This window comes from Pseudomonas sp. BN607, from assembly GCF_029871175.1.
Lineage (GTDB): Bacteria > Pseudomonadota > Gammaproteobacteria > Pseudomonadales > Pseudomonadaceae > Aquipseudomonas.
This window is the reverse complement of record NZ_SSOE01000034.1, coordinates 79,869-100,584: the sequence shown is the minus strand read 5'-3', so window position 1 is coordinate 100,584 and position 20,716 is coordinate 79,869. Positions and strand designations below refer to the sequence as shown.

Annotated in this window: 17 protein-coding genes; 13 read left to right on the top strand and 4 right to left on the bottom strand. The window is 64.3% G+C overall.

What is annotated here, in order from left to right:
• Positions 1-89 precede the first annotated feature (89 nt).
• The 6 genes from E8E68_RS09910 (at position 90) to accC (ending at position 8,130) form a co-directional block, all read left to right on the top strand.
• Positions 90-1,445, top strand: coding sequence for a diguanylate cyclase (locus E8E68_RS09910; RefSeq protein WP_266032011.1), 1,356 nt, complete (start codon positions 90-92; stop codon positions 1,443-1,445).
• A 184-nt stretch (positions 1,446-1,629) separates the two neighbouring features.
• The gene (locus E8E68_RS09905) at positions 1,630-3,591 is read left to right on the top strand and encodes a methyl-accepting chemotaxis protein (protein ID WP_280340912.1); all 1,962 of its coding nucleotides are present in this window, start codon (positions 1,630-1,632) and stop codon (positions 3,589-3,591) included.
• A 196-nt stretch (positions 3,592-3,787) separates the two neighbouring features.
• A complete protein-coding gene (locus E8E68_RS09900; RefSeq protein WP_266032013.1) occupies positions 3,788-5,560 on the top strand; it encodes a protein-disulfide reductase DsbD in 1,773 nt (590 codons plus the stop codon).
• 179 nt (positions 5,561-5,739) lie between these two features.
• Entirely contained in the window at positions 5,740-6,195 is a 456-nt protein-coding gene (gene aroQ, locus E8E68_RS09895; RefSeq protein WP_003255330.1) for a type II 3-dehydroquinate dehydratase, read from the top strand.
• A gap of 100 nt (positions 6,196-6,295) precedes the next feature.
• Positions 6,296-6,757: an acetyl-CoA carboxylase biotin carboxyl carrier protein gene (accB, locus tag E8E68_RS09890; protein WP_110745197.1), complete on the top strand. Its 462-nt coding sequence runs from the start codon at positions 6,296-6,298 to the stop codon at positions 6,755-6,757.
• A gap of 17 nt (positions 6,758-6,774) precedes the next feature.
• On the top strand, positions 6,775-8,130 hold the full coding sequence (gene accC / locus E8E68_RS09885; protein ID WP_110745198.1) for an acetyl-CoA carboxylase biotin carboxylase subunit: 1,356 nt from the start codon (positions 6,775-6,777) through the stop codon (positions 8,128-8,130).
• 193 nt (positions 8,131-8,323) lie between these two features.
• On the opposite strand, the gene E8E68_RS09880 is transcribed toward accC, so the two are convergent.
• Positions 8,324-10,177 (bottom strand): sigma-54-dependent Fis family transcriptional regulator, encoded by a 1,854-nt coding sequence (locus tag E8E68_RS09880; RefSeq protein WP_280340907.1) that lies wholly within the window; start codon positions 10,175-10,177, stop codon positions 8,324-8,326.
• Between the two features lie 283 nt (positions 10,178-10,460).
• Here E8E68_RS09880 and E8E68_RS09875 point away from each other — a divergent pair, with 283 nt between their 5' ends.
• The 7 genes from E8E68_RS09875 (at position 10,461) to E8E68_RS09845 (ending at position 18,410) form a co-directional block, all read left to right on the top strand.
• Entirely contained in the window at positions 10,461-11,516 is a 1,056-nt protein-coding gene (locus tag E8E68_RS09875) for an NAD(+)/NADH kinase (protein WP_280340904.1), read from the top strand.
• 22 nt (positions 11,517-11,538) lie between these two features.
• Complete coding sequence (locus tag E8E68_RS09870; RefSeq protein ID WP_266032016.1) at positions 11,539-12,516, top strand: thiamine pyrophosphate-dependent dehydrogenase E1 component subunit alpha; 978 nt, start codon at positions 11,539-11,541, stop codon at positions 12,514-12,516.
• Positions 12,517-12,549: 33 nt separating this feature from the next.
• Positions 12,550-13,572 (top strand): alpha-ketoacid dehydrogenase subunit beta, encoded by a 1,023-nt coding sequence (locus E8E68_RS09865; RefSeq protein WP_266032017.1) that lies wholly within the window; start codon positions 12,550-12,552, stop codon positions 13,570-13,572.
• The gene (locus E8E68_RS09860) at positions 13,569-14,675 is read left to right on the top strand and encodes an acetoin dehydrogenase dihydrolipoyllysine-residue acetyltransferase subunit (RefSeq protein WP_280340899.1); all 1,107 of its coding nucleotides are present in this window, start codon (positions 13,569-13,571) and stop codon (positions 14,673-14,675) included. Before E8E68_RS09865 ends, E8E68_RS09860 begins: the two co-directional genes overlap by 4 nt.
• Positions 14,676-14,727: 52 nt before the next feature.
• Positions 14,728-15,792: a 2,3-butanediol dehydrogenase gene (locus tag E8E68_RS09855; RefSeq protein ID WP_266032064.1), complete on the top strand. Its 1,065-nt coding sequence runs from the start codon at positions 14,728-14,730 to the stop codon at positions 15,790-15,792.
• Between the two features lie 212 nt (positions 15,793-16,004).
• Complete coding sequence (locus tag E8E68_RS09850) at positions 16,005-17,738, top strand: C13 family peptidase (RefSeq protein WP_110745264.1); 1,734 nt, start codon at positions 16,005-16,007, stop codon at positions 17,736-17,738.
• A 27-nt stretch (positions 17,739-17,765) separates the two neighbouring features.
• The gene (locus E8E68_RS09845) at positions 17,766-18,410 is read left to right on the top strand and encodes an oxidoreductase (RefSeq protein ID WP_110745204.1); all 645 of its coding nucleotides are present in this window, start codon (positions 17,766-17,768) and stop codon (positions 18,408-18,410) included.
• Between the two features lie 45 nt (positions 18,411-18,455).
• Here E8E68_RS09845 and E8E68_RS09840 read toward each other — a convergent pair whose 3' ends face one another.
• From E8E68_RS09840 to mpl, 3 genes are read right to left on the bottom strand one after another with little or no spacing between them, the layout of a single operon-like run.
• Positions 18,456-18,743: a YceK/YidQ family lipoprotein gene (locus E8E68_RS09840; RefSeq protein WP_266032019.1), complete on the bottom strand. Its 288-nt coding sequence runs from the start codon at positions 18,741-18,743 to the stop codon at positions 18,456-18,458.
• A complete protein-coding gene (gene ubiX / locus E8E68_RS09835; protein WP_110745206.1) occupies positions 18,740-19,369 on the bottom strand; it encodes a flavin prenyltransferase UbiX in 630 nt (209 codons plus the stop codon). Before ubiX ends, E8E68_RS09840 begins: the two co-directional genes overlap by 4 nt.
• Positions 19,366-20,715 (bottom strand): UDP-N-acetylmuramate:L-alanyl-gamma-D-glutamyl-meso-diaminopimelate ligase, encoded by a 1,350-nt coding sequence (mpl, locus tag E8E68_RS09830; protein WP_266032020.1) that lies wholly within the window; start codon positions 20,713-20,715, stop codon positions 19,366-19,368. Before mpl ends, ubiX begins: the two co-directional genes overlap by 4 nt.
• Position 20,716: the final 1 nt, after the last annotated feature.

Below are 20,716 nucleotides of genomic sequence, written 5' to 3'. Positions count from 1 at the left end.
TTGATGCAGGGCACTCATGCAATGGAAAAGAGCTGCTAGCATAGAGCCATCATTGCCCCTGCATATCCCAACCTACAAGTAGCCAGGACATGAGCCAAGCTGTCGAGCCAAGCACGCATTGCCCCGACCCGCATCTGTCGCGTAGCGGCCTGCGCAAGGACGACCCACTGGATCAGGTCCTGCTACCCGTGCGCAAGCCGGTGTACATCCTGCTGCAGGACCACGAGCGTGCCCAGCGCCTGGCACAGCAACTGGAATTCTTTGGCTTGGTGGTACAGGCACTGCCCAGTGCGGCAGCGTTCTACGCCTCGATCAGCGAGTACCCGCCCTCGGCCATCATCATGGATGTCGACTTCACCGGCGCCGGCCAGGGCTTGCTGGTGGCTGCCAGGGTGCAGCAGGGCCTGGCGCAACCCATCCCGCTGCTTTTTTTCAGCCATCACGAAGCCGACACCCCGACCCGCCTGGCCGCCGTACGTGCCGGTGGCCAGGACTTCCTCACCGGCAGTCTGGAGGCTTCCAGCCTGCTGGAAAAGGTCGAACTGCTGACCAATGCCGCCCAGCATGACCCGCTGCGCGTGCTGATCATCGACGACTCGCGCACCCAGGCGCTGTACACCGAACGGGTGCTGGCCAGTGCCGGCATGCTCACCCGCAGCCTGACCGACCCGATCCGTACCATGGCCGAGCTGGCGGACTTCCAGCCCGACCTGATCATTCTCGACCTGTACATGCCAGCCTGCACCGGCCCCGAGCTGGCCAAGGTGATCCGCCACAGTGACCGCTATGTGAGCGTGCCCATCATCTACCTGTCTGCCGAAGACGACCTGGACAAGCAGCTGGACGCCATGAGCGAAGGCGGCGATGACTTCCTGACCAAACCGTTTCGCTCCCGCCACCTGATCACCACCGTGCGCAACCGCGCCGCCCGCGCCCGCCACCTGAAAGCGCGCATGGTGCGCGACAGCCTGACCGGGCTGTACAACCACACCCACATCCTGCAGCTGCTGGAAGACTGCAGTTTCCGCGCCCGCCGCGAGCAGCAGCCGCTGAGCTTTGCCATGCTCGACATCGACCATTTCAAGAAGATCAACGACCGCCACGGCCACCCCATGGGCGACCGGGTGATCAAAAGCCTTGCGCTGTTTCTCAAGCAGCGTTTGCGCAAGACCGACTTCATTGGCCGTTATGGTGGCGAGGAATTTGCCATTGTCATGCCCAATACCACGCTGGAGGCGGCACACAAGGTCCTGGACGAGATTCGCCGGCGCTTTGCCGAAATTCTGTACCCGGCGCAGCCACGGGATTTGCAATGCACCTTCAGTGCGGGGGTTGTGCAACTGGACGAGGGGCTGGATGTGCTGACCATGGCCAGTGCTGCGGATGAGGCGCTGTACCGGGCCAAGCATGCAGGGCGTAATTGCGTAGTTCGGGTAGAGCCCTGAGATTCGCACTCACTGTGCCGGCCTCTTCGCAGGCGGGGCCGTGAAGAGGCCAGTGCAGATCACACCAATACAGGCACTGTGCCACTTTTTTCTGCCGCCCGCCCTTAGGCGTCATCACCCGGTCACAAAATCGCAATAACTTCAGGCGCCTACCCCCCACTCCCCCCGCAGGAAGTTCGCGGCTATGCGCCTGAAGTGGCTGACCAATTTCAACACCCTGTTGCTGGTGACCGTATGCCTAGCCCTGGGCGCTACCTTGTGGTGGTCGCAGCGGGCCCTGGAGCGCCCCTACCAGATGATGGAACGCTACCTGGGTCTGTCCCAACAGTTCCAGAACCAAGCGGCGGGCAATATCCAGGCGTATCTGGGCAGCGGCGATGCCTTGCGCCATGCCGCCGCCATGGAGGCCAACCAGCGGCTGCAGGCGGCACTGGCCGACTGGCCTGCTGAACTGGCCGACAAGCTGCGCCCCAGCTTGGACAACCTGCACGCCTTCACCGCCAATGAACTGCTGGCCGCCGGTAAACTGGCCGGCGACCCGCAAGCCTTGCTGCTGCAGGCTGAACGGGAACTGGGCGCCAACTTCGAACAACTGGCTGGCTATGCCCGCGACAGCGGCAGCGCCGACGCCAACCGATACTTGCTGCCCTTGCTCGACGCCAGCGTACACCTGGGCCGGTTGTCGCTGGCTCGTGACAAGCTGGTGAGCAGCGGCCGCCCGGAGCTTGCCGACGAGGTAGACCGCGAATTGCAACTGATCCGTACCCAGGCCCAGGTGATCGACGCCCTGCCCTTGCTCGGCGTAACCCGCACTGCTGAATCCGGCGCCGACGACTTCGCCGCCATGATGGGCCTGGAAACCCAAGCCAGCGCCCAGCAGGAAGACATTGCCGTGGGCCTCAAACGTGAATTGCAAAGCCTGCTTGGCCGCTACCCCGCCGAACTGCAACGCACGCGCGAACAGATCGAGCGCCGCGTCGCCCTGGCCACCAGCACCGGCCAGCGCCTGGAGGCAGTGCAGCAGGCCATCGCTGGGTTAGAGCCCGAGGTGCGTGGCCAGCACGCGAAAATCGCTGCTGAGGTGCGCATCATACAGGGCCTGATGATTGGCCTGATCCTGCTCATCGCCTTGTTGATCGACACCTTGCAGCGGCGCCTGGCGCGCACCCTGACCGGCCTGGCCCCAGCCCTCTCGCGCTGGGCCGAGGGCGACTTCGCCCAGCCCATCGCCTTGGGCAAGACCAACCGGGAGTTGCACGATATCCAGGAATCACTCAACCGCCTGCGCCAGTACCTGGTGGAACTGGTCGGCACCATCCGCCACAACGCCGAGCAGGTGGCCGGCAGCAGCCACGCCTTGGCCGGCATGAGCGCCGCCCTGCACGACGGTGCCGAGCGTCAGGCCGGCGATACCGGGCAGATTCGCGATGCTTTGGGTGAGCTGGAGGCGACCATCCAGCAAGTAGCCGGCGATGCCAGCGCCGCCGCCGATGCCAGCCGCGATGCCGGGCGCGCGGTGGAGCAGGGCCAGGCGGTGATCGGCCAGAGCCTCTCCGGTTTGCGTGAGCTGGTCGATGAAGTGCAGGGTAACGCGCGCATGATCGAACAACTGGCAGAGGAGTCGGCAACCATCGGCGGCGTGCTGACGGTGATCCGCTCCATTGCCGAACAGACCAACCTGCTGGCGCTCAACGCTGCGATCGAGGCGGCCCGGGCGGGCGAAATGGGCCGCGGCTTTGCCGTGGTGGCTGATGAGGTGCGTTCGCTGGCGCAGCGCACCACGGGGGCTACCGGCGAGATTCAGGCATTGATAGACCGTTTGCAGCAAGCAGCCAGGGGCTCGGTGACCGGCATGCGCGCGCAGCTTGAGCATGCCGAAGCCACAGCCAGCCGGGCGCAGGCGGCGGATGGGGCGCTGGATGAGATTGTCTGTGCCATCCGCACCATCTCTGACACCGCCGTGCGAATTGCCGATGTCACGGCGCAGCAAAGCGGTGCGGTGAGTGAAATTCGTGACCACAGCGAGCGGATTCATGCGCTGGGTGAGGACAACCTGCAGCGCATTGGCGAAGGGCGTGAGCAAGGCGAGCAGTTGCTGAGCCTGGGCGGTGAGCTGAACCGGGCAGTGCGGGCGTTCAGGGTCTGAGCCGGCGGGTGTTCGCCATGACAGGTGTAGCAGTTGGATGGGGTTCGACGGGATATGTGCTGCGCCTGGGAGATCGAGCGCCACGCGGGCGGCGCTCGATCTCCCAGGCGCCAAACATCTCATGACAAGCCCTAAAGACCCCAACCCACACCAACTCCGCTATCATGCGCAGCACGTTCCACCTCGCGAGTCCGCCATGCGCCGCCTGTTTTTTCTGCTGTTCCTGCTGCTGGCCAGCCCGGCCTTCGCCACGGGCCTGCTCGACAACCGCCCCAGCGCCACCCTTGGCGCCGCTTCGCTGGCCAACAACGCCGACTTCCTGCCGGTACACGAGGCCTTCAAGCTCAACTTGGTCCAGGCCGATGCGCAAACCATCAAGCTGCGCTTCGTTGCCACCGATGGCTACTACCTCTACCGCCATCGCTTCCAGTTCCACACGGAACCGGCCGACATCACCCTGGGCACGCCGAACATCCCCAAGGGTGAGGCCAAGCACGATGAATTCTTCGGCGATGTCGAGGTGTACCACGGCGTGCTCGATATCGAATTGCCACGCAAAGACCCACGCGCCTTCACCCTGCTGGTGGGCTACCAAGGGTGCGCCGACAAGGGCTTGTGCTACCCGCCGGAAACCGCACGCCTGAGTATCGATGGCGAAGGCGTTGCAAACGCGCCAGCCACCCGCGAACACGGCTGGAACTGGAAGTCGCTGCTGCTGTTCTTCCTCGCCGGGGTCGGCCTGACCTTCACCCCTTGCGTCCTGCCAATGTTGCCGATCCTTTCCGGGGTCGTGCTGCGCGGCCAGGTCGGTGGCCTGCGCGGGCTGGCGCTGTCGCTGGCCTATGTGTTGCCGATGGCCGCCAGCTTCGCGGCCCTCGGCGCGCTGATGGGCCTGTTCGGCGCCGGCCTGAACCTGCAGGCGCGCCTGCAATCGGCCTGGGTGCTGGTGCCCTTCGCGTTATTCTTCGTGGTGTTCGCCCTGGCCATGTTCGGTCTGTTTGAACTGAAACTGCCGCAGGCCCTGAGCAACCGCCTGAACAACGTCGCCAACCACACTCGGGGCGGTTCGCTGCTGGGTGCAGCGGTACTTGGCGTGCTCTCCAGCCTGTTGGTTTCGCCATGCGTGTCCGCGCCCCTGGCCGGTGCCCTGCTGTATATCAGCGCCAGCGGCGATGCCCTGGGTGGCGCGCTCAAGCTGTTCGCCCTAGGTTTGGGCATGGGTGCGCCGCTGCTGCTGGTGGCCACCGGCGGCGCGGCCTGGCTGCCCAAAAGCGGCCCATGGATGAACACGGTGAAAAACGCCATTGGCGTACTGCTGCTGGGGCTGGCTATCGGCTTGCTCAGCCGTGTACTGCCAGGCCCTGTGACCTTGCTGCTGGTCGGTTTCCTCGCCGCGGGCGTGGCACTGTTCCTCGGCGCGCTGGAATTCGTCGTCAAGACGGCAGCCCAGCGCCTGGCGCAACTGCTCGGTCTGGCCTTGCTGGTGTACGCGCTGGCTTGCTGGTATGGCGCCCTCACTGGCCAGGGCGATCCACTGCGCCCACTGCCGGGTGCGTCACTGGCCGCCAGCGACAGCCTCCCGACAGCAAAAGCCGATGCCTGGCAGACCATCACCACACCTGATGCTCTGGACGCAGCCCTGGCCCAGGCCAAGGCCACCGGCCAGCCAGTGCTGCTGGACTGGTACGCCGACTGGTGCATCAGCTGCAAGGTGATCGAGCATGAGGTGCTCAATGCACCGCAGGTGCAAACACAGCTGTCCGGCTTCAAACTGCTGCGTTTCGACATCACCGAAAGTAATGCCGAGCAACGCAAGCTGCTCGACCGCTACCAGCTGTTTGGCCCACCTGCTTTGCTGTTCTTTGCTGCGAACGGCAGCGAAATTACCGCTGATCGGGTGATTGGCGAGATAAATGCCGGTGAATTTGCGCAGATTCTGACGCGCGTGCGCGGCAAAGTCGGTCTATAACTTCCCGCGAGCCGGGAAAAATCCTGAAATGAGTGACCAGATTTAATTATTTGGTCACATACTTCGCGCGAATCTCGGTCATCGTGCTGGCTATTGCCGGGAACTGGACACTTGCCGTCGCTTTACGGCACACTCGCCGCGCTGTGTCGAATTGCCCTACAAATCCAAGGAATCCGCAGATGGCAACGCTACTGGTGCTCCACGGCCCCAACCTCAACCTGCTCGGTACTCGCGAGCCTGGCCATTACGGCGCCGTGACCCTGGCCCAGATCAACCAGGACCTGGAGCAACGTGCCCGCGCCGCAGGCCATCATCTGCAATACCTGCAGAGCAATGCCGAATACGAACTGATCGACCGCATTCACGCGGCACGCAATGAGGGTGTGGACTTCATCCTGATCAATCCGGCTGCTTTCACCCACACAAGTGTCGCATTACGTGACGCATTGCTTGCGGTGAGCATCCCATTCATCGAAGTGCACCTGTCCAACGTGCACAAACGCGAACCGTTCCGCCACCACTCCTACTTTTCCGATGTTGCCGTAGGGGTGATCTGCGGTCTGGGCGCCAGCGGTTATCGCTTGGCCCTGGAGTCCGCGCTGGAACAACTGGCTGCCAACGCACAGCCCAAATGATGAAAACCCTGGCCTGAATGGGCCGGGGTTCGAGAGAAACGTTTCAGATACGTTTTTTTGTATTTCGCCCCCTGACCGAACCTTTGGGAGTTGATGATTAATGGATATCCGTAAAGTCAAGAAACTGATCGAGCTGCTGGAAGAGTCTGGCATCGACGAACTGGAGATCAAGGAAGGCGAAGAGTCGGTCCGTATCAGCCGTCACAGCAAGACCCCAGCTGCCCAGCAGTTCTACGCACCGGCGCCTATGGCTGCCGCCCCGGCCGCTGCGCCGGTTGCCGCTGCTGCGCCAGCCGCCGAAGCCGCTGCTGCCGCCCCGGCCCTGAAAGGCACCGTGATCCGTTCGCCAATGGTAGGTACCTTCTACCGCAAGCCTTCGCCGACCTCGCCTAACTTCGCTGAAGTTGGCCAGTCCGTGAAGAAAGGCGACACCCTGTGCATCGTCGAAGCCATGAAGATGATGAACCACATCGAAGCCGATGTTGGCGGTGTCATCGACGCCATCCTGGTAGAAGACGGCCAGCCGGTTGAGTTCGACCAGCCGCTGTTCACCATCGTTTGAATCGCGGAGAGCCAACGATGTCTGGGAAGCTCGAAAAAGTCCTGATCGCCAACCGCGGGGAAATTGCCCTGCGGATCCTGCGTGCCTGCAAAGAGCTGGGCATCAAGACCGTCGCCGTGCACTCCACTGCCGACCGTGAACTGATGCACCTGGGCCTGGCAGACGAATCGGTCTGCATCGGCCCTGCATCGTCGAAGGATTCCTACCTGCACATCCCGGCGATCATCGCTGCCGCCGAAGTGACTGGCGCCACCGCGATTCACCCGGGTTACGGCTTCTTGGCTGAAAACGCCGATTTCGCCGAGCAGGTGGAAAAGTCCGGCTTCGCCTTCATCGGCCCGAAAGCCGACACCATTCGCCTGATGGGCGACAAGGTTTCGGCCAAGGATGCGATGATCAAGTCGGGCGTACCGACCGTGCCGGGCTCCGATGGCCCGCTGCCGGAAGACGAAGAAGTCGCCCTGGCGATTGCCCGTGACGTCGGCTACCCGGTGATCATCAAGGCCGCCGGTGGCGGTGGTGGTCGCGGCATGCGCGTGGTGCACAAGGAAGAGGACCTGATCTCCTCGGCCAAGCTCACCCGTACCGAAGCCGGTGCTGCCTTCGGCAACCCGATGGTTTACCTGGAGAAGTTCCTGACCAACCCACGTCACGTGGAAGTGCAGGTACTGTCCGACGGCCAGGGTAACGCCATTCACCTGGGCGACCGTGACTGCTCGCTGCAGCGTCGTCACCAGAAGGTCCTGGAAGAAGCACCTGCCCCGGGCATCGATGAAAAAGCTCGCCAGGAAGTGTTCAAGCGCTGCGTCGATGCGTGCATCGAGATCGGCTACCGTGGTGCTGGTACTTTCGAGTTCCTGTACGAAAACGGTCGCTTCTACTTCATCGAGATGAACACCCGTGTGCAGGTTGAGCACCCGGTGTCGGAGATGGTCACTGGTATCGACATCGTCAAGGAGATGCTGAGCATCGCCGCTGGCAACAAGCTGTCGTTCCGCCAGGAAGACGTTGTGATCCGTGGTCACTCGCTGGAGTGCCGGATCAACGCCGAAGACCCGAAGAAGTTCATCCCGAGCCCAGGCAAGGTCAAGCACTTCCACGCCCCGGGTGGCAACGGCGTTCGCGTCGATTCGCACCTGTACAGCGGTTACTCGGTTCCGCCGAACTACGACTCGCTGATCGGCAAGCTGATCACCTACGGCAAGGACCGCGACGAAGCCATGGCGCGGATGCGCAATGCCCTGGACGAGATCGTCGTCGACGGCATCAAGACCAACATCCCGCTGCACCGCGACCTGGTGCGTGATGAAGGTTTCTGCAAAGGCGGCGTCAACATTCACTACCTTGAGCACAAACTGGCCAACCAGGACTGATCGTGTAGTGTGATGTACCAGAACCCCGGCCTTGTGCCGGGGTTTTTTATCGCCTGCCTGAATCTGGGGCCGCGTTGCGGCCCTATCGCGACACAAGGCCGCTCCCACAGGTTGCGCGCATGCCTCAGGACTGACGCCGTCCTTGTGGGAGCGGCCTTGCGTCGCGAAAGGGGCGCAGCGCGCCCCCAGGGCTCTACCCCTTCATCCGCGGCATGTCGATGCGATGCTCATGCACTCGCCGATAAAGCGTCGCCCGCGAAATGCCCAATGCCCGCGCCGCATCGGCCGGTTTCCAGCGATGGCGGATCAGCGCGTCCAGCAACAGCTGCCGGGCCGGGCACGACACCCCGCTTTCCGCAGAGCCGACCGCGTCACCGCGCACTTCCTGCGGCAGATCCTGCAGCCGCACCTGCCCGCCCTCGCTCACCGCACAGGCATACCGCAATACCTGCCGTAGCTGGCGCAAATTACCCGGCCAACGATAAACCAGCAGCGCCTGCAGCGCGTCATCCGCCATCACCACCTCCACCCCGCAGGCCGCGGCCTCCTCGGCCAGCAACTGGTGAATCAGGCCCAGTCGGTCATCGCGCTCACGCAAGGGCGGGAGCTCGAAACGGGCATTGGCCAGGCGGAAGTACAAGTCTTCACGAAATCGCCCGTCCGCCACCATCGCCGCCAGATCGCGATGGGTCGCACAGATCACCTGAATATCCACCCGCTCCCGCCGCGCCGCGCCCAGCGGCGCCACCTCACCCTCCGCCAGCACCCGCAACAGGCGGGTCTGCAGGTTCAGCGGCATGTCACCGATTTCGTCGAGGAACAACGTGCCGCCATCGGCCTGCTGCAACAGCCCTTGCATGCCTTTGCTGGAGGCCCCGGTGAAGGCCCCGGCCACATAGCCGAACAGCTCGCTCTCGATCAGGCTTTCCGGAATGGCCGCGCAGTTCAGGGTAACGAACGGGCCATCACAGCGCTGGCTTTGCTGGTGCAGCTGGCGGGCGAATACCTCCTTGCCGGACCCGGTCTCACCCAGCACCAGCACCGCCAGGTTGCAGTCCTTGACCCGGGTGGCCAACCGCAGGTGCTGCTCGATACGGGTGTCCTGGGCCTGACGCACAGGCAGCGTACGCTGGCGTTGCTGCGGTGCGCTGACCCGGCCATACAAACCGCCCAGGCCAGGCAGGCGCTGGGCGGACGACGCGCTCACCCGGCGTAGCTGGTCGATGTCGAACAGTTCGCCAATGTGCTCGGGCAAACGCCCCAGACGCTCTACCAGCCGCTCCCGCGCCAGGCTGTTGATCGCTTGCAGGCGGCCATCGGCATCCCAGGCCAGTAGGTAATCAGGCTGACTTTCCACGTAGCCGGGCGTGCCGTGGGCGCGCATCACCCAATGGCCTTGGGCACTGTGCATGAAGAAGGCGTTTTCGATTTCGCGGGCGGTCTGCTCGACCAACTGGCGGATCAGGTGCTGGCTGCGGCGGTCGTCCGGTGACTGCAAGGCCGAGACATCCACCACCCCAAGCAACTCGCCCTGCGGGTCGAACACCGGCGCCGCCGTGCAGGTCAGGCCGATGAAGGCAGCGCGGAAGTGGTCGCGCTTGTGCACCGTGACCGGCGCCTTGCTGGTCAGCACCGCTGCCACGCCGCAGGTGCCCTCCTCGCCCTCCGACCAGCAGGTGCCGAGGTACAGCCCGGCCTTGCGACAATCGTTGCGGATGGCCGACTCGACCCGGTAATCGATGGTGCGCCCCTGGGCATCGGTCAGCAGCACGCAGTAGTCAGCGCCGCGCACACGTTCGTGCAGGCGTGCCACGGCATCGCTGGCAATGCGAAGGAACAATTCAGCGCGTTCGCGGCATTCGTTGAGCAGGCTTTGGGACAGGATGCGCGGCCCCTGCTGGGAGCCAGGATCGAGGCGGTACAGCTCCATGGAACGGCGCCATGAATCGAGGATCAGCGGCGGCACCGGCGCCTGTGGCAGGCGGTCGGCATTTTTCAGCACCCTGCTGACGCAGTCGACATGGGCTCGGGAGTTCGCGGCAAGCATTCGGGCCCTCCGGTTCTCGTTGCTGTTTTTATCGTTGTGCGGCCATTAAGCGCTTCCCGGCATGCCCCGACAAGCACTGTGTGATTACCGGCCGGCTTGAGACGCTGCGTCTCAGCGTCTCGCCAACCCAGGCCCCGCGCTGGCACCCGGCGTCTCGCCAGCAGCGCAATGAGCACCTGCCTGAGCGCAGCAAAACTGCTCTGGCGCGGCCCTTTCAGCTGCGCCACGAAAAGCTGGCACCGCGCTTGCTCCTGCCCTTGCAAACAAAAATACGAGGTGCGCCATGCCGCTACCCGCCCCGACCGTCGGGATCATTGCCAACCCCGCCTCCGGCCGCGACCTGCGCCGTCTGACAGCCAGCGCCGGGCTGTATTCAAGCACCGACAAGGCCTCGGCGATCCAGCGCCTGCTGGCTGCCTTCGGCGCCACCGGCATCGGCCAGGTGCTGCTGCCCAGCGACATGACCGGCATCGCCGCCGCCGTGCTCAAAGCCAGCCAGGGCCCAGGCGCCCGTGACCAGCACTGGCCGGCCATCGAAATACTCGACCTGCCGCTGACCCAGACCGTAGCCGACACCCGCCTGGCCACCCGACGCATGGTCGAACGCGGCGTGGCGCTGATCGCCGTGCTCGGCGGCGATGGCACCCACAAGGCGGTCGCCGCCGAAGCGGGTGACGTACCGCTGCTCACCCTGTCCACTGGCACCAACAATGCCTTCCCCGAACTGCGCGAGGCCACCAGCGCGGGCCTGGCCGGTGGCCTGCTCGCCAGCGGCCAGGTACCGGCCAGCCTCGGCTTGCGTCGCAACAAGCGCCTGCTGGTGAAAGTGCCGGAGCAACAGCTGGCCGAATGGGCCCTGGTGGAAGTGGCAGTATCACCGCAGCGCTTCATCGGCGCCCGCGCGCTCAGCCGCAGTGAAGACCTTGCTGAAGTATTCGCCTGTTTTGCCGAGCCCCATGCCATTGGCCTGTCAGCCCTCTGCGGCCTGTGGTGCCCGGTATCACGCCAGGACCCGCACGGCACCTGGATACGCCTGAACCCTGGTGCCGAGCAGGCACTGCTCGCACCGCTGGCTCCCGGCCTTCTGCAAGCCTGCGGCGTGACCGCCAGCGGCAGGCTGACACCCGGCGTTGCCCACCGCCTGAGCCTCTCCAGCGGCACCCTGGCCCTGGACGGCGAGCGCGAAATCGAATTTGCCGATCACGACACCCCCACCATCACGCTCGACCCTCAAGGCCCGCTCAGCGTGGACGTCGAGGCTGTACTGGCACACGCCGCCCGTCATCACCTGCTGGCAGTACCCCGCGGCCACCGGCTGCACCCTGCAAACCCGTGTTGAGACAACCCTGGAGAACAACAAGATGTCCAATCAGCTCAGTACTGAACAATTGCTGCATGCCTATGAAGTAATGCGCACCATCCGCGCCTTCGAAGAACGCCTGCATGTGGAGTTCGCCACCGGTGAAATCCCCGGTTTCGTCCACCTGTATGCCGGCGAAGAAGCCTCGGCCGCCGGGGTCATGGCCCACCTGCGCGACAGCGACTGCATCGCCTCGACCCACCGCGGCCATGGCCACTGCATCGCCAAGGGTGTGGACGTGTACGGCATGATGGCCGAGATCTACGGCAAGAAGACCGGCGTGTGCGGTGGCAAGGGCGGCTCGATGCACATTGCCGACCTGGAAAAAGGCATGCTCGGCGCCAACGGCATTGTCGGGGCCGGCGCACCGCTGGTGGCCGGAGCAGCGCTGGCGGCCAAGCTCAAGGGCCGTGACGATGTGTCGGTAGCCTTCTTCGGCGATGGCGCCTCCAACGAAGGCGCGGTGTTCGAGGCCATGAACATGGCGTCGATCATGAACCTGCCGTGCATTTTCGTCGCCGAGAACAACGGCTACGCCGAGGCCACCGCCTCGAACTGGTCGGTGGCCTGCGACCACATTGCCGACCGCGCAGCCGGCTTCGGCATGCCTGGGGTGACCATCGATGGCTTCGACTTCTTTGCCGTGTACGAGGCAGCTGGCGCGGCCATCGAGCGTGCCCGCTCGGGGCAAGGGCCGTCGCTGGTCGAGGTCAAGCTCAGCCGCTACTACGGCCACTTCGAAGGCGATGCGCAAACCTACCGCGCCCCCGATGAGGTGAAGAACCTGCGCGAGTCGCGCGACTGCCTGATGCAGTTCCGCAACAAGACCACCCGTGCCGGCCTGCTCACGGCCGAGCAACTGGACGCCATCGACGCCCGCGTCGAGGACCTGATCGAAGACGCCGTGCGCCGCGCCAAGTCCGATCCCAAGCCACAGCCCGCCGACCTGCTCACCGACGTTTACGTCGCCTACCCCTGAGCCGCGGATTACAAGAACAACAGGAGAACCACCATGGCAAGAAAGATCAGCTACCAGCAGGCCATCAACGAAGCCCTGGCCCAGGAAATGCGCCGCGACGACAGTGTGTTCATCATTGGCGAAGACGTTGCCGGCGGAGCCGGTGCCCCTGGCGAGGATGACGCCTGGGGTGGCGTGCTGGGCGTGACCAAAGGCCTGTATCACCAATTCCCAGGCCGCGTGCTCGACGCGCCGCTGTCGGAAATCGGCTACGTCGGCGCGGCCGTCGGTGCGGCCACACAGGGCCTGCGCCCGGTGTGCGAACTGATGTTCGTCGACTTCGCCGGCTGCTGCCTGGACCAGATCCTCAACCAGGCCGCCAAGTTTCGCTACATGTTCGGCGGCAAGGCAGTCACCCCGCTGGTGATGCGCACCATGTATGGCGCCGGCCTGCGCGCGGCGGCCCAGCATTCGCAAATGCTCACCTCGCTGTGGACGCATATCCCCGGGCTGAAGGTGGTCTGCCCGTCCTCGCCGTACGATGCCAAGGGCTTGCTGATTCAGGCGATCCGCGACAACGACCCGGTGATCTTCTGCGAGCACAAACTGCTGTACAGCATGCAGGGCGAAGTGCCGGAAGAGGTGTACACCGTACCGTTCGGCGAAGCGAACTTCCTGCGCGATGGCGACGACGTGACCCTGGTCACCTACGGGCGCATGGTGCACGTGGCGCTGGAGGCCGCCAACAACCTCGCCCGGCAGGGCATCGACTGTGAAGTGCTGGACCTGCGCACCACCAGCCCGCTGGACGAAGACAGCATCCTGGAAAGCGTGGAAAAGACCGGCCGCCTGGTGGTGATCGACGAAGCCAACCCTCGCTGTTCCATGGCCACCGACATCAGCGCACTGGTGGCGCAAAAGGCCTTCGGCGCGCTGAAAGGCCCGATCGAAATGGTCACCGCGCCGCACACCCCGGTGCCGTTCTCCGACGCCCTGGAAGACCTCTACATCCCAGACGCGGCGAAGGTCGAGGCCGCAGTGCGCAAGGTGATCGAAGCCGCAAGGAGTGCCGCATGAGCCAGATCCATACCCTGACCATGCCCAAGTGGGGCCTGTCGATGACCGAGGGCCGGGTAGACACCTGGCTCAAGCAGGAGGGTGACGAAATCAGCAAGGGTGACGAGGTGCTGGACGTCGAAACCGACAAGATCAGCAGCAGCGTCGAAGCGCCGTTCAGTGGCGTGCTGCGTCGCCGGGTGGCCAAGCCGGATGAAACCCTGCCCGTCGGCGCACTGCTGGCGGTGGTGGTCGAAGGCGAAGCAGAAGAGGCCGAGATCGATGCCGTGGTACAGCGCTTCCAGGCCGAGTTCGTCGCCGAAGGCGGCGCCGACCAGAGCCAGGGGCCGGCCCCTCAGAAGGCGGAAGTCGGCGGGCGCCTGCTGCGCTGGTTCGAGCTGGGTGAAGGCGGCACACCGCTGGTGCTGGTGCACGGGTTTGGCGGTGACCTCAACAACTGGCTGTTCAACCACCCGGCACTGGCTGCCGAGCGGCGGGTCATCGCCCTCGACCTGCCGGGCCACGGCGAGTCGGCCAAGGCCCTGCAGCGGGGCGACCTGGATGAGTTGAGCGAAACCGTGCTCGCCCTGCTCGACCACCTGGACATCGCCAAGGCCCACCTGGCCGGCCATTCCATGGGCGGTGCCGTAAGCCTCAACGTGGCGCGCCTGGCCCCGCAGCGGGTGGTCAGCCTGAGCCTGGTGGCCAGCGCCGGTCTGGGCGAAGCGATCAACGGGCAGTACTTGCAAGGTTTCGTCACCGCGGCCAACCGCAATGCACTCAAACCGCAGATGGTGCAATTGTTTGCCGACCCGGCGCTGGTCACCCGGCAAATGCTGGAGGACATGCTCAAGTTCAAGCGCCTGGAAGGTGTGGACCAGGCCCTGCAGCAGCTGGCAGGGGCGCTCGCCGACGGCGACCGGCAGCGCCACGACTTGCGCGGGGTCCTTGGCAATCACCCGGCACTGGTGGTGTGGGGTGGCAAGGATGCGATCATCCCGGCCAGCCACGCCGAGGGCCTGGAAGCCGAAGTACAGGTGCTGCCAGAGGCCGGCCACATGGTGCAGATGGAGGCGGCCGAACAGGTCAACCAGCAACTGCTCGCATTCCTGCGCAAGCACTAAGCCCTTTTCGTGAGCCTGGAGAACAACAATGAATGACCTGAGCCACACCCACATGCGCGCGGCCGTCTGGCATGGCCGCAACGATATTCGTGTCGAACAGGTACCTTTGCCGGCCGACCCTGCGCCGGGCTGGGTGCAGATCAAGGTGGACTGGTGCGGCATCTGCGGCTCCGACCTGCACGAATATGTTGCCGGCCCGGTGTTCATCCCGGTAGAGGCCCCGCACCCGCTGACCGGCATTCAGGGCCAGTGCATCCTCGGCCACGAATTCTGCGGCCACATCGCCAAGCTTGGCGAAGGCGTGGAAGGCTATGCCGTAGGCGACCCGGTGGCGGCAGACGCGTGCCAGCATTGTGGTACCTGCTATTACTGCACCCATGGCCTGTACAACATCTGCGAACGCCTGGCGTTCACCGGCCTGATGAACAACGGTGCCTTCGCCGAGCTGGTCAACGTGCCCGCCAAACTGCTCTACCGGCTGCCGCAGGGCTTCCCTGCCGAAGCCGGGGCACTGATCGAACCGCTGGCGGTGGGTATGCACGCGGTGAAAAAGGCCGGCAGCCTGCTTGGGCAAACCGTTGTAGTGGTGGGGGCCGGCACCATCGGCCTTTGCACTATCATGTGTGCCAAAGCCGCGGGCGCAGCGCAGGTTATCGCCCTGGAAATGTCCTCAGCACGCAAAGCCAAGGCCAAAGAGGTTGGCGCCAACGTGGTGCTGGACCCCAGCCAGTGCGATGCCCTGGCGGAAATCCGCGCACTGACTGCAGGGCTGGGCGCCGATGTGAGTTTTGAGTGCATCGGCAACAAACATACGGCCAAGCTGGCCATCGACACCATCCGCAAAGCAGGCAAGTGCGTGCTGGTGGGTATTTTCGAAGAGCCCAGCGAGTTCAACTTCTTCGAGCTGGTGTCCACCGAGAAACAGGTGCTGGGGGCGTTGGCGTACAACGGCGAGTTTGCTGACGTGATTGCCTTCATTGCTGATGGTCGGCTGGATATTCGCCCGCTGGTAACCGGCCGGATCGGATTGGAGCAGATTGTCGAGCTGGGCTTCGAGGAACTGGTGAACAACAAAGAGGAGAACGTGAAGATCATCGTTTCACCTGGTGTGCGCTGATTGCACCTTGAAGGTAACGTGGCACCTGTGGGAGCGGGCGGGCCCGCGAAGAAGCAACACGGTCGAGGGCACCGGCTTCGCCGGTGTTCGCGGCTGAAGCCGCTCCTACAGGGCACGCGCAAGGTTCCAAGGCTGTGCGCCGACACAGGGGCTCGCTGTCTCAGGATCCCATTCTGCGTCATACTCGGCAGACCTATTACCCGGTCCTCGCCATGCGTCCACTGCTCCCCATTACCTTGGTCCTGCTGCTCGCCGCCTGTGGCGATGGCGAATCGCTGCTACCGCCAGACGCGCGCCTGCCTGACGGTGGCCGTTACCGGGGGCAGGTGGTCGATGGCCTGCTGCAGGGTGAGGGCCGGATCGACTACCCCAACGGCAGCTGGTACGCCGGCAGCTTCAAGGACGGCCAGTGGCATGGCCAAGGCGAATGGCATGGCCAGAACGGCGAGGTCTACCGCGGCCAATTCGCCGAGGGGCTGTTTCAGGGCCTGGGCGACCTGACCACCCCGGGCAGCCACTACAGCGGCACCTTCCGCCACGGGCGACGCGACGGCGAAGGCACCCTCAAGCAAGCCGACCAGACCTACCGTGGCCAGTTCAAGGACGACCTGTACGAAGGCGCAGGTCAACTGGAGCTGGCCGACGGCAGTCGCTACCAAGGCCTGTTCGCCAAGGGCAAGCCCAACGGTGCCGGGGTGCGCAGCGATGCCAGCGGCAACCAGTTCAGCGGCCACTTCGTCAACGGCCAGCTACAAGGCGCCGGCACCTACGACAGCGTTGATGGCGAGCAGTACATCGGCGAGTTCAAGGACAACCGCCTGGAGGGCCGTGGCCGCTACGAAAACGCCGATGGCGATGTGTGGATCGGTGAATTCAAGGATGGCTCGCTGATCGGCGAAGGTGAACTGCTGGGCAGCGATGGTAGCCATTACAAAGGTGACTTCGTCGACTGGCGCTTTTCAGGCGAGGGTAGCCTGCAACTGGCCGACGGCAGCAAGTACATCGGCGGTTTCTTCAACGATGCCTACCACGGCCGTGGGCGGTTGATTCTGCCAAGCGGCAAGGTAGAAAGCGGCGTGTGGGCCAACGGCGTGCGCGTGCGCGACCACAACGGCAAGCTGCTGCCCGACCCGCTGGACCTGGCCCTGCTCAACCAGGGCCGGCTGCTGGACGAGGCACTGACCCGGGTGCCGCGCTCGGTGCCAGCGATCCAGCTGTACAGCCTGGTGGTCGCTGGCGATGGCCAGCAGAGCGTGTTCCTGCGTGAAGCCGACTACGTCAGCAACATGCTGAAAGTGCGCTTCGGCGCCCGCGGCCAGGTGACCCTGATCAACCACCGTGACCACATGGCTACCCGCCCCATGGCCACCCGCGAGAACCTTACCCGCGCCGCCCAGACCCTGGCCGAGCGCAGCGGCCCTGAAGACCTGGTGTTCATCTATCTGACCAGCCACGGCAGCCAGGACCACCAACTGGTGCTCGACCAGCCGCGCCTGCAACTGGCCGACCTGTCCGCCGATGAACTGGCCACCGCACTGGCGCCGCTGAAGAACCGCGACAAAGTCATTGTCATCTCCGCCTGCTATTCAGGGGGCTATATCGCCCCGCTCAAGGATGACCGTACGCTGATCATGACAGCCGCGCGGGCCGACCGGGTGTCCTTCGGGTGTTCGGAAGAAGCCGATTTCACCTACTTTGGCGATGCCTTGTTTGCCGAAGCCCTTAACCAGACCGACGACCTGAAACAGGCGTTTGAACTGGCGCGTTCCAGCGTTGCCGAAAGAGAACAAAGGGAAGGCTTCGAGGCCTCGGAGCCGCAGCTGTGGGCGCCGCCAGCCGTGCTTGAGCATTGGCAACACCTGCGCCGGCAACAGGCCGAAGAAGCATTGCGTAACGCCTCACAGGCCACTGTGGGAGGTCAGGCAAAAACGCCGACCAGCCACTAGACTTGTGTGTAACAAGGGAGAGACATCATGTATTTGACGCCTCAGCATGTCCTGCTTGCCGGTGCCACCGGCCTCACCGGTGAACACCTGCTCGACCGCCTGCTCAACGAGCCCACCATCAGCCGTGTGCTGGCCCCCACCCGCCGGCCACTGGCCGAACACCCGCACCTGGAAAACCCGGTAGGCGACCCGGCGGTGTTCTTGCCACAGTTGGCCGGCCGGGTCGACATTGCCTACTGCTGCCTGGGCACCACGCTGAAACAGGCCGGTTCCGAATCAGCTTTCCGCGCCGTGGATCTGGACATGGTGGTCGCCTTCAGCAAGCGTGCCCGGGAAATGGGCGCACGGCATCTGCTGGTGGTCAGTGCCGTGGGCGCCGACCCCAAGTCGTCAATTTTCTATAACCGGGTCAAGGGCGAGATGGAAGAAGCGCTCAAGGCTCAGGATTGGCCACAGTTGACCATCGTGCGGCCGTCGTTCCTGCTGGGCGAGCGGATTGAACCGCGGCTCAGTGAACAGCTGGTTTCGCCGTTTTCCAGGTTGATACCCGGGAAATACCGGGGAATCGAGGCTTGTACCTTGGCCCGTGCCCTGTGGCGGCTGGCGCTGGAGGAAGAAGACGGGGTGCGGATTGTAGAGTCGGATGAGTTGCGCAGGCTGGGCAAGATTTAGGCTTCGCTGGTGATGGCCTTTCGGGGGCACGACCGCGAAAGGCCATCACAGGCCGCCGCTAGCCTGGAACCCTATGCCGGCCGCTGTCAGCAAAGACAACGGCAGCAGCAGGGTATCAAGCAACATGCTCCCCGGCAGATCGAGGCGCGGATATGCCGGAGCGTCAGCCCCGTAATGATCCCGCGGGCAACACCCGCCATTGATCACGTACAAATCCAGCCGGGTACCGGCATACACCACCGGTGCGCCAGGCTTGTTGGCATCCAGCGTGCGCACCGTGGCGCAGCCCCCCAGCATCACCAGCGCCAGCAATCCCGCCAGTGCTCGCCTCAATCATCCACCCCGAAGTGATGTTCGCCCCAACGGGGCAACATGTCTTGGGGAATGTTCAGCAGGTTGAGAATGCGCGCCACGACAAAGTCGACCAGGTCGTCGATGGTTTGTGGCTGGTGATAGAAGCCCGGTGCTGCCGGCAGGATCACCGCGCCCATCTGCGAAAGCTTGAGCATGTTCTCGAGATGAATAGTGGAGAACGGCGCTTCGCGCGGTACCAGGATCAGCTGGCGACGTTCCTTGAGCGTAACGTCCGCCGCACGCTCGATCAGGTTGTTGCAGGCACCCGTGGCAATGGCCGACAGGCTACCGGTGGAACAGGGCACCACCACCATCGCTGCCGGGGCGCCCGAGCCTGAGGCTACCGGCGACATCCAGTCTTCCTTGCCATATACACGGATCTGCCCGTCGGCGGCGCCGGTGTATTCGGTAAGAAAGGCCTGCATCGCCTGGGGCTTGGCCGGCAGCACCACGTCGGTCTCGGTGGCCATCACCAGTTGCGCGGCCTTGGAGATCAGAAAGTGCACCTCACGGTCCTCGCGCACCAGGCAATCGAGCAGGCGCAGGCCATACTGGGCGCCCGAGGCGCCCGTCATGGCCAGGGTGATGCGTTCCGGCCCGCTCACTTCAGCGCCTCGGCCAGCTTGCCATGCAGGCCGCCGAAGCCGCCATTGCTCATGATCACCACATGCGTCCCTGGCCGGGCCTGGCCCTTGATCCGCTCGATGATCGCCTCGAGGCTGTCGGCCACGACGCTCGGCACCTTGCATTGCGCGGCGGTGGCGGCGAGGTCCCAGCCCAGGTTGGCCGGTGCGTACCAGATCACCTGGTCAGCGTCGTTGACGCTTTCCGGCAAACCGTCACGGTGAGCGCCGAGCTTCATCGAATTGGAGCGTGGTTCGATCACTGCAATCACCGGCGCCTCGCCAACGCGCTTGCGCAGGCCGTCGAGGGTGGTGGCGATGGCGGTCGGGTGGTGGGCGAAGTCATCGTAAATGGTCACCCCTTGCACTTCGGCGACCTTCTCCATGCGCCGCTTGACGCTCTTGAAGGCGCTGAGGCCAGCAATGCCCATGGCCGGCACCACGCCCACATGGCGCGCTGCTGCCAGGGTTGCCAAGGCGTTGGCGACGTTGTGCTGGCCAGTCAGGGCCCAGTCCACCACGCCTTGCACTTCGCCATCGAACAGCACTTCGAAACGTGAGCCATCGGCACTGAGCAGGCGGGCTTGCCACTGGCCGCCCTCACCGGTGGTCTGCACCGGGGTCCAGCAGCCCATGCCGATCACCCGCTCGAGCGCCTGCTCGGTGGTTGGATGGATGACCAGGCCCTCGCTGGGGATAGTCCGCACCAAGTGGTGGAACTGCCGCTCGATCGATGCCAGATCTGGGAAGATGTCTGCGTGATCGAATTCAAGGTTATTGAGGATCGCAGTGCGCGGGTGGTAGTGCACGAACTTCGAGCGCTTGTCGAAGAAGGCACTGTCGTACTCGTCGGCCTCGACCACGAAGAACGGCGTATCACCCAGGCGGGCCGACACCGAGAAGTTCTGCGGTACGCCGCCAATCAAGAAACCCGGGCTCATACCGGCGTGCTCCAGCACCCAGGCCAGCATGCTGCTGGTGGTGGTCTTGCCGTGGGTACCGGCAACGGCAAGCACCCAGCGGCCTTGCAGCACGTGGTCGGCCAGCCACTGCGGGCCGGAAACATAAGGCAGGCCTTTGTTCAGCACGTATTCAACCGCAGGGTTGCCGCGTGACATGGCGTTACCGATCACCACCAGGTCGGGTGCCGGCTCCAACTGGGCCGGGTCGTAGCCTTGGGTCAGCTCGATGCCCTGGGCTTCGAGCTGGGTGCTCATCGGTGGATAGACGTTGGCATCGGAGCCGGTGACGCGGTGGCCAAGTTCCTTGGCCAGCACCGCCAGCGACCCCATGAAAGTGCCGCAAATACCGAGAATGTGAATATGCATG

Excerpts from the sequence above, each read along its gene's own strand:
- E8E68_RS09910 (WP_266032011.1), top strand. The coding sequence starts at position 90 with ATGAGCCAAGCTGTCGAGCCAAGCACGCATTGCCCCGACCCGCATCTG.
- E8E68_RS09905 (WP_280340912.1), top strand. The coding sequence starts at position 1,630 with ATGCGCCTGAAGTGGCTGACCAATTTCAACACCCTGTTGCTGGTGACC.
- E8E68_RS09900 (WP_266032013.1), top strand. The coding sequence starts at position 3,788 with ATGCGCCGCCTGTTTTTTCTGCTGTTCCTGCTGCTGGCCAGCCCGGCC.
- aroQ (WP_003255330.1), top strand. The coding sequence starts at position 5,740 with ATGGCAACGCTACTGGTGCTCCACGGCCCCAACCTCAACCTGCTCGGT.
- accB (WP_110745197.1), top strand. The coding sequence starts at position 6,296 with ATGGATATCCGTAAAGTCAAGAAACTGATCGAGCTGCTGGAAGAGTCT.
- accC (WP_110745198.1), top strand. The coding sequence starts at position 6,775 with ATGTCTGGGAAGCTCGAAAAAGTCCTGATCGCCAACCGCGGGGAAATT.
- E8E68_RS09880 (WP_280340907.1), bottom strand. The coding sequence starts at position 10,177 with ATGCTTGCCGCGAACTCCCGAGCCCATGTCGACTGCGTCAGCAGGGTG.
- E8E68_RS09875 (WP_280340904.1), top strand. The coding sequence starts at position 10,461 with ATGCCGCTACCCGCCCCGACCGTCGGGATCATTGCCAACCCCGCCTCC.
- E8E68_RS09870 (WP_266032016.1), top strand. The coding sequence starts at position 11,539 with ATGTCCAATCAGCTCAGTACTGAACAATTGCTGCATGCCTATGAAGTA.
- E8E68_RS09865 (WP_266032017.1), top strand. The coding sequence starts at position 12,550 with ATGGCAAGAAAGATCAGCTACCAGCAGGCCATCAACGAAGCCCTGGCC.
- E8E68_RS09860 (WP_280340899.1), top strand. The coding sequence starts at position 13,569 with ATGAGCCAGATCCATACCCTGACCATGCCCAAGTGGGGCCTGTCGATG.
- E8E68_RS09855 (WP_266032064.1), top strand. The coding sequence starts at position 14,728 with ATGCGCGCGGCCGTCTGGCATGGCCGCAACGATATTCGTGTCGAACAG.
- E8E68_RS09850 (WP_110745264.1), top strand. The coding sequence starts at position 16,005 with ATGCGTCCACTGCTCCCCATTACCTTGGTCCTGCTGCTCGCCGCCTGT.
- E8E68_RS09845 (WP_110745204.1), top strand. The coding sequence starts at position 17,766 with ATGTATTTGACGCCTCAGCATGTCCTGCTTGCCGGTGCCACCGGCCTC.
- mpl (WP_266032020.1), bottom strand. The coding sequence starts at position 20,715 with ATGCATATTCACATTCTCGGTATTTGCGGCACTTTCATGGGGTCGCTG.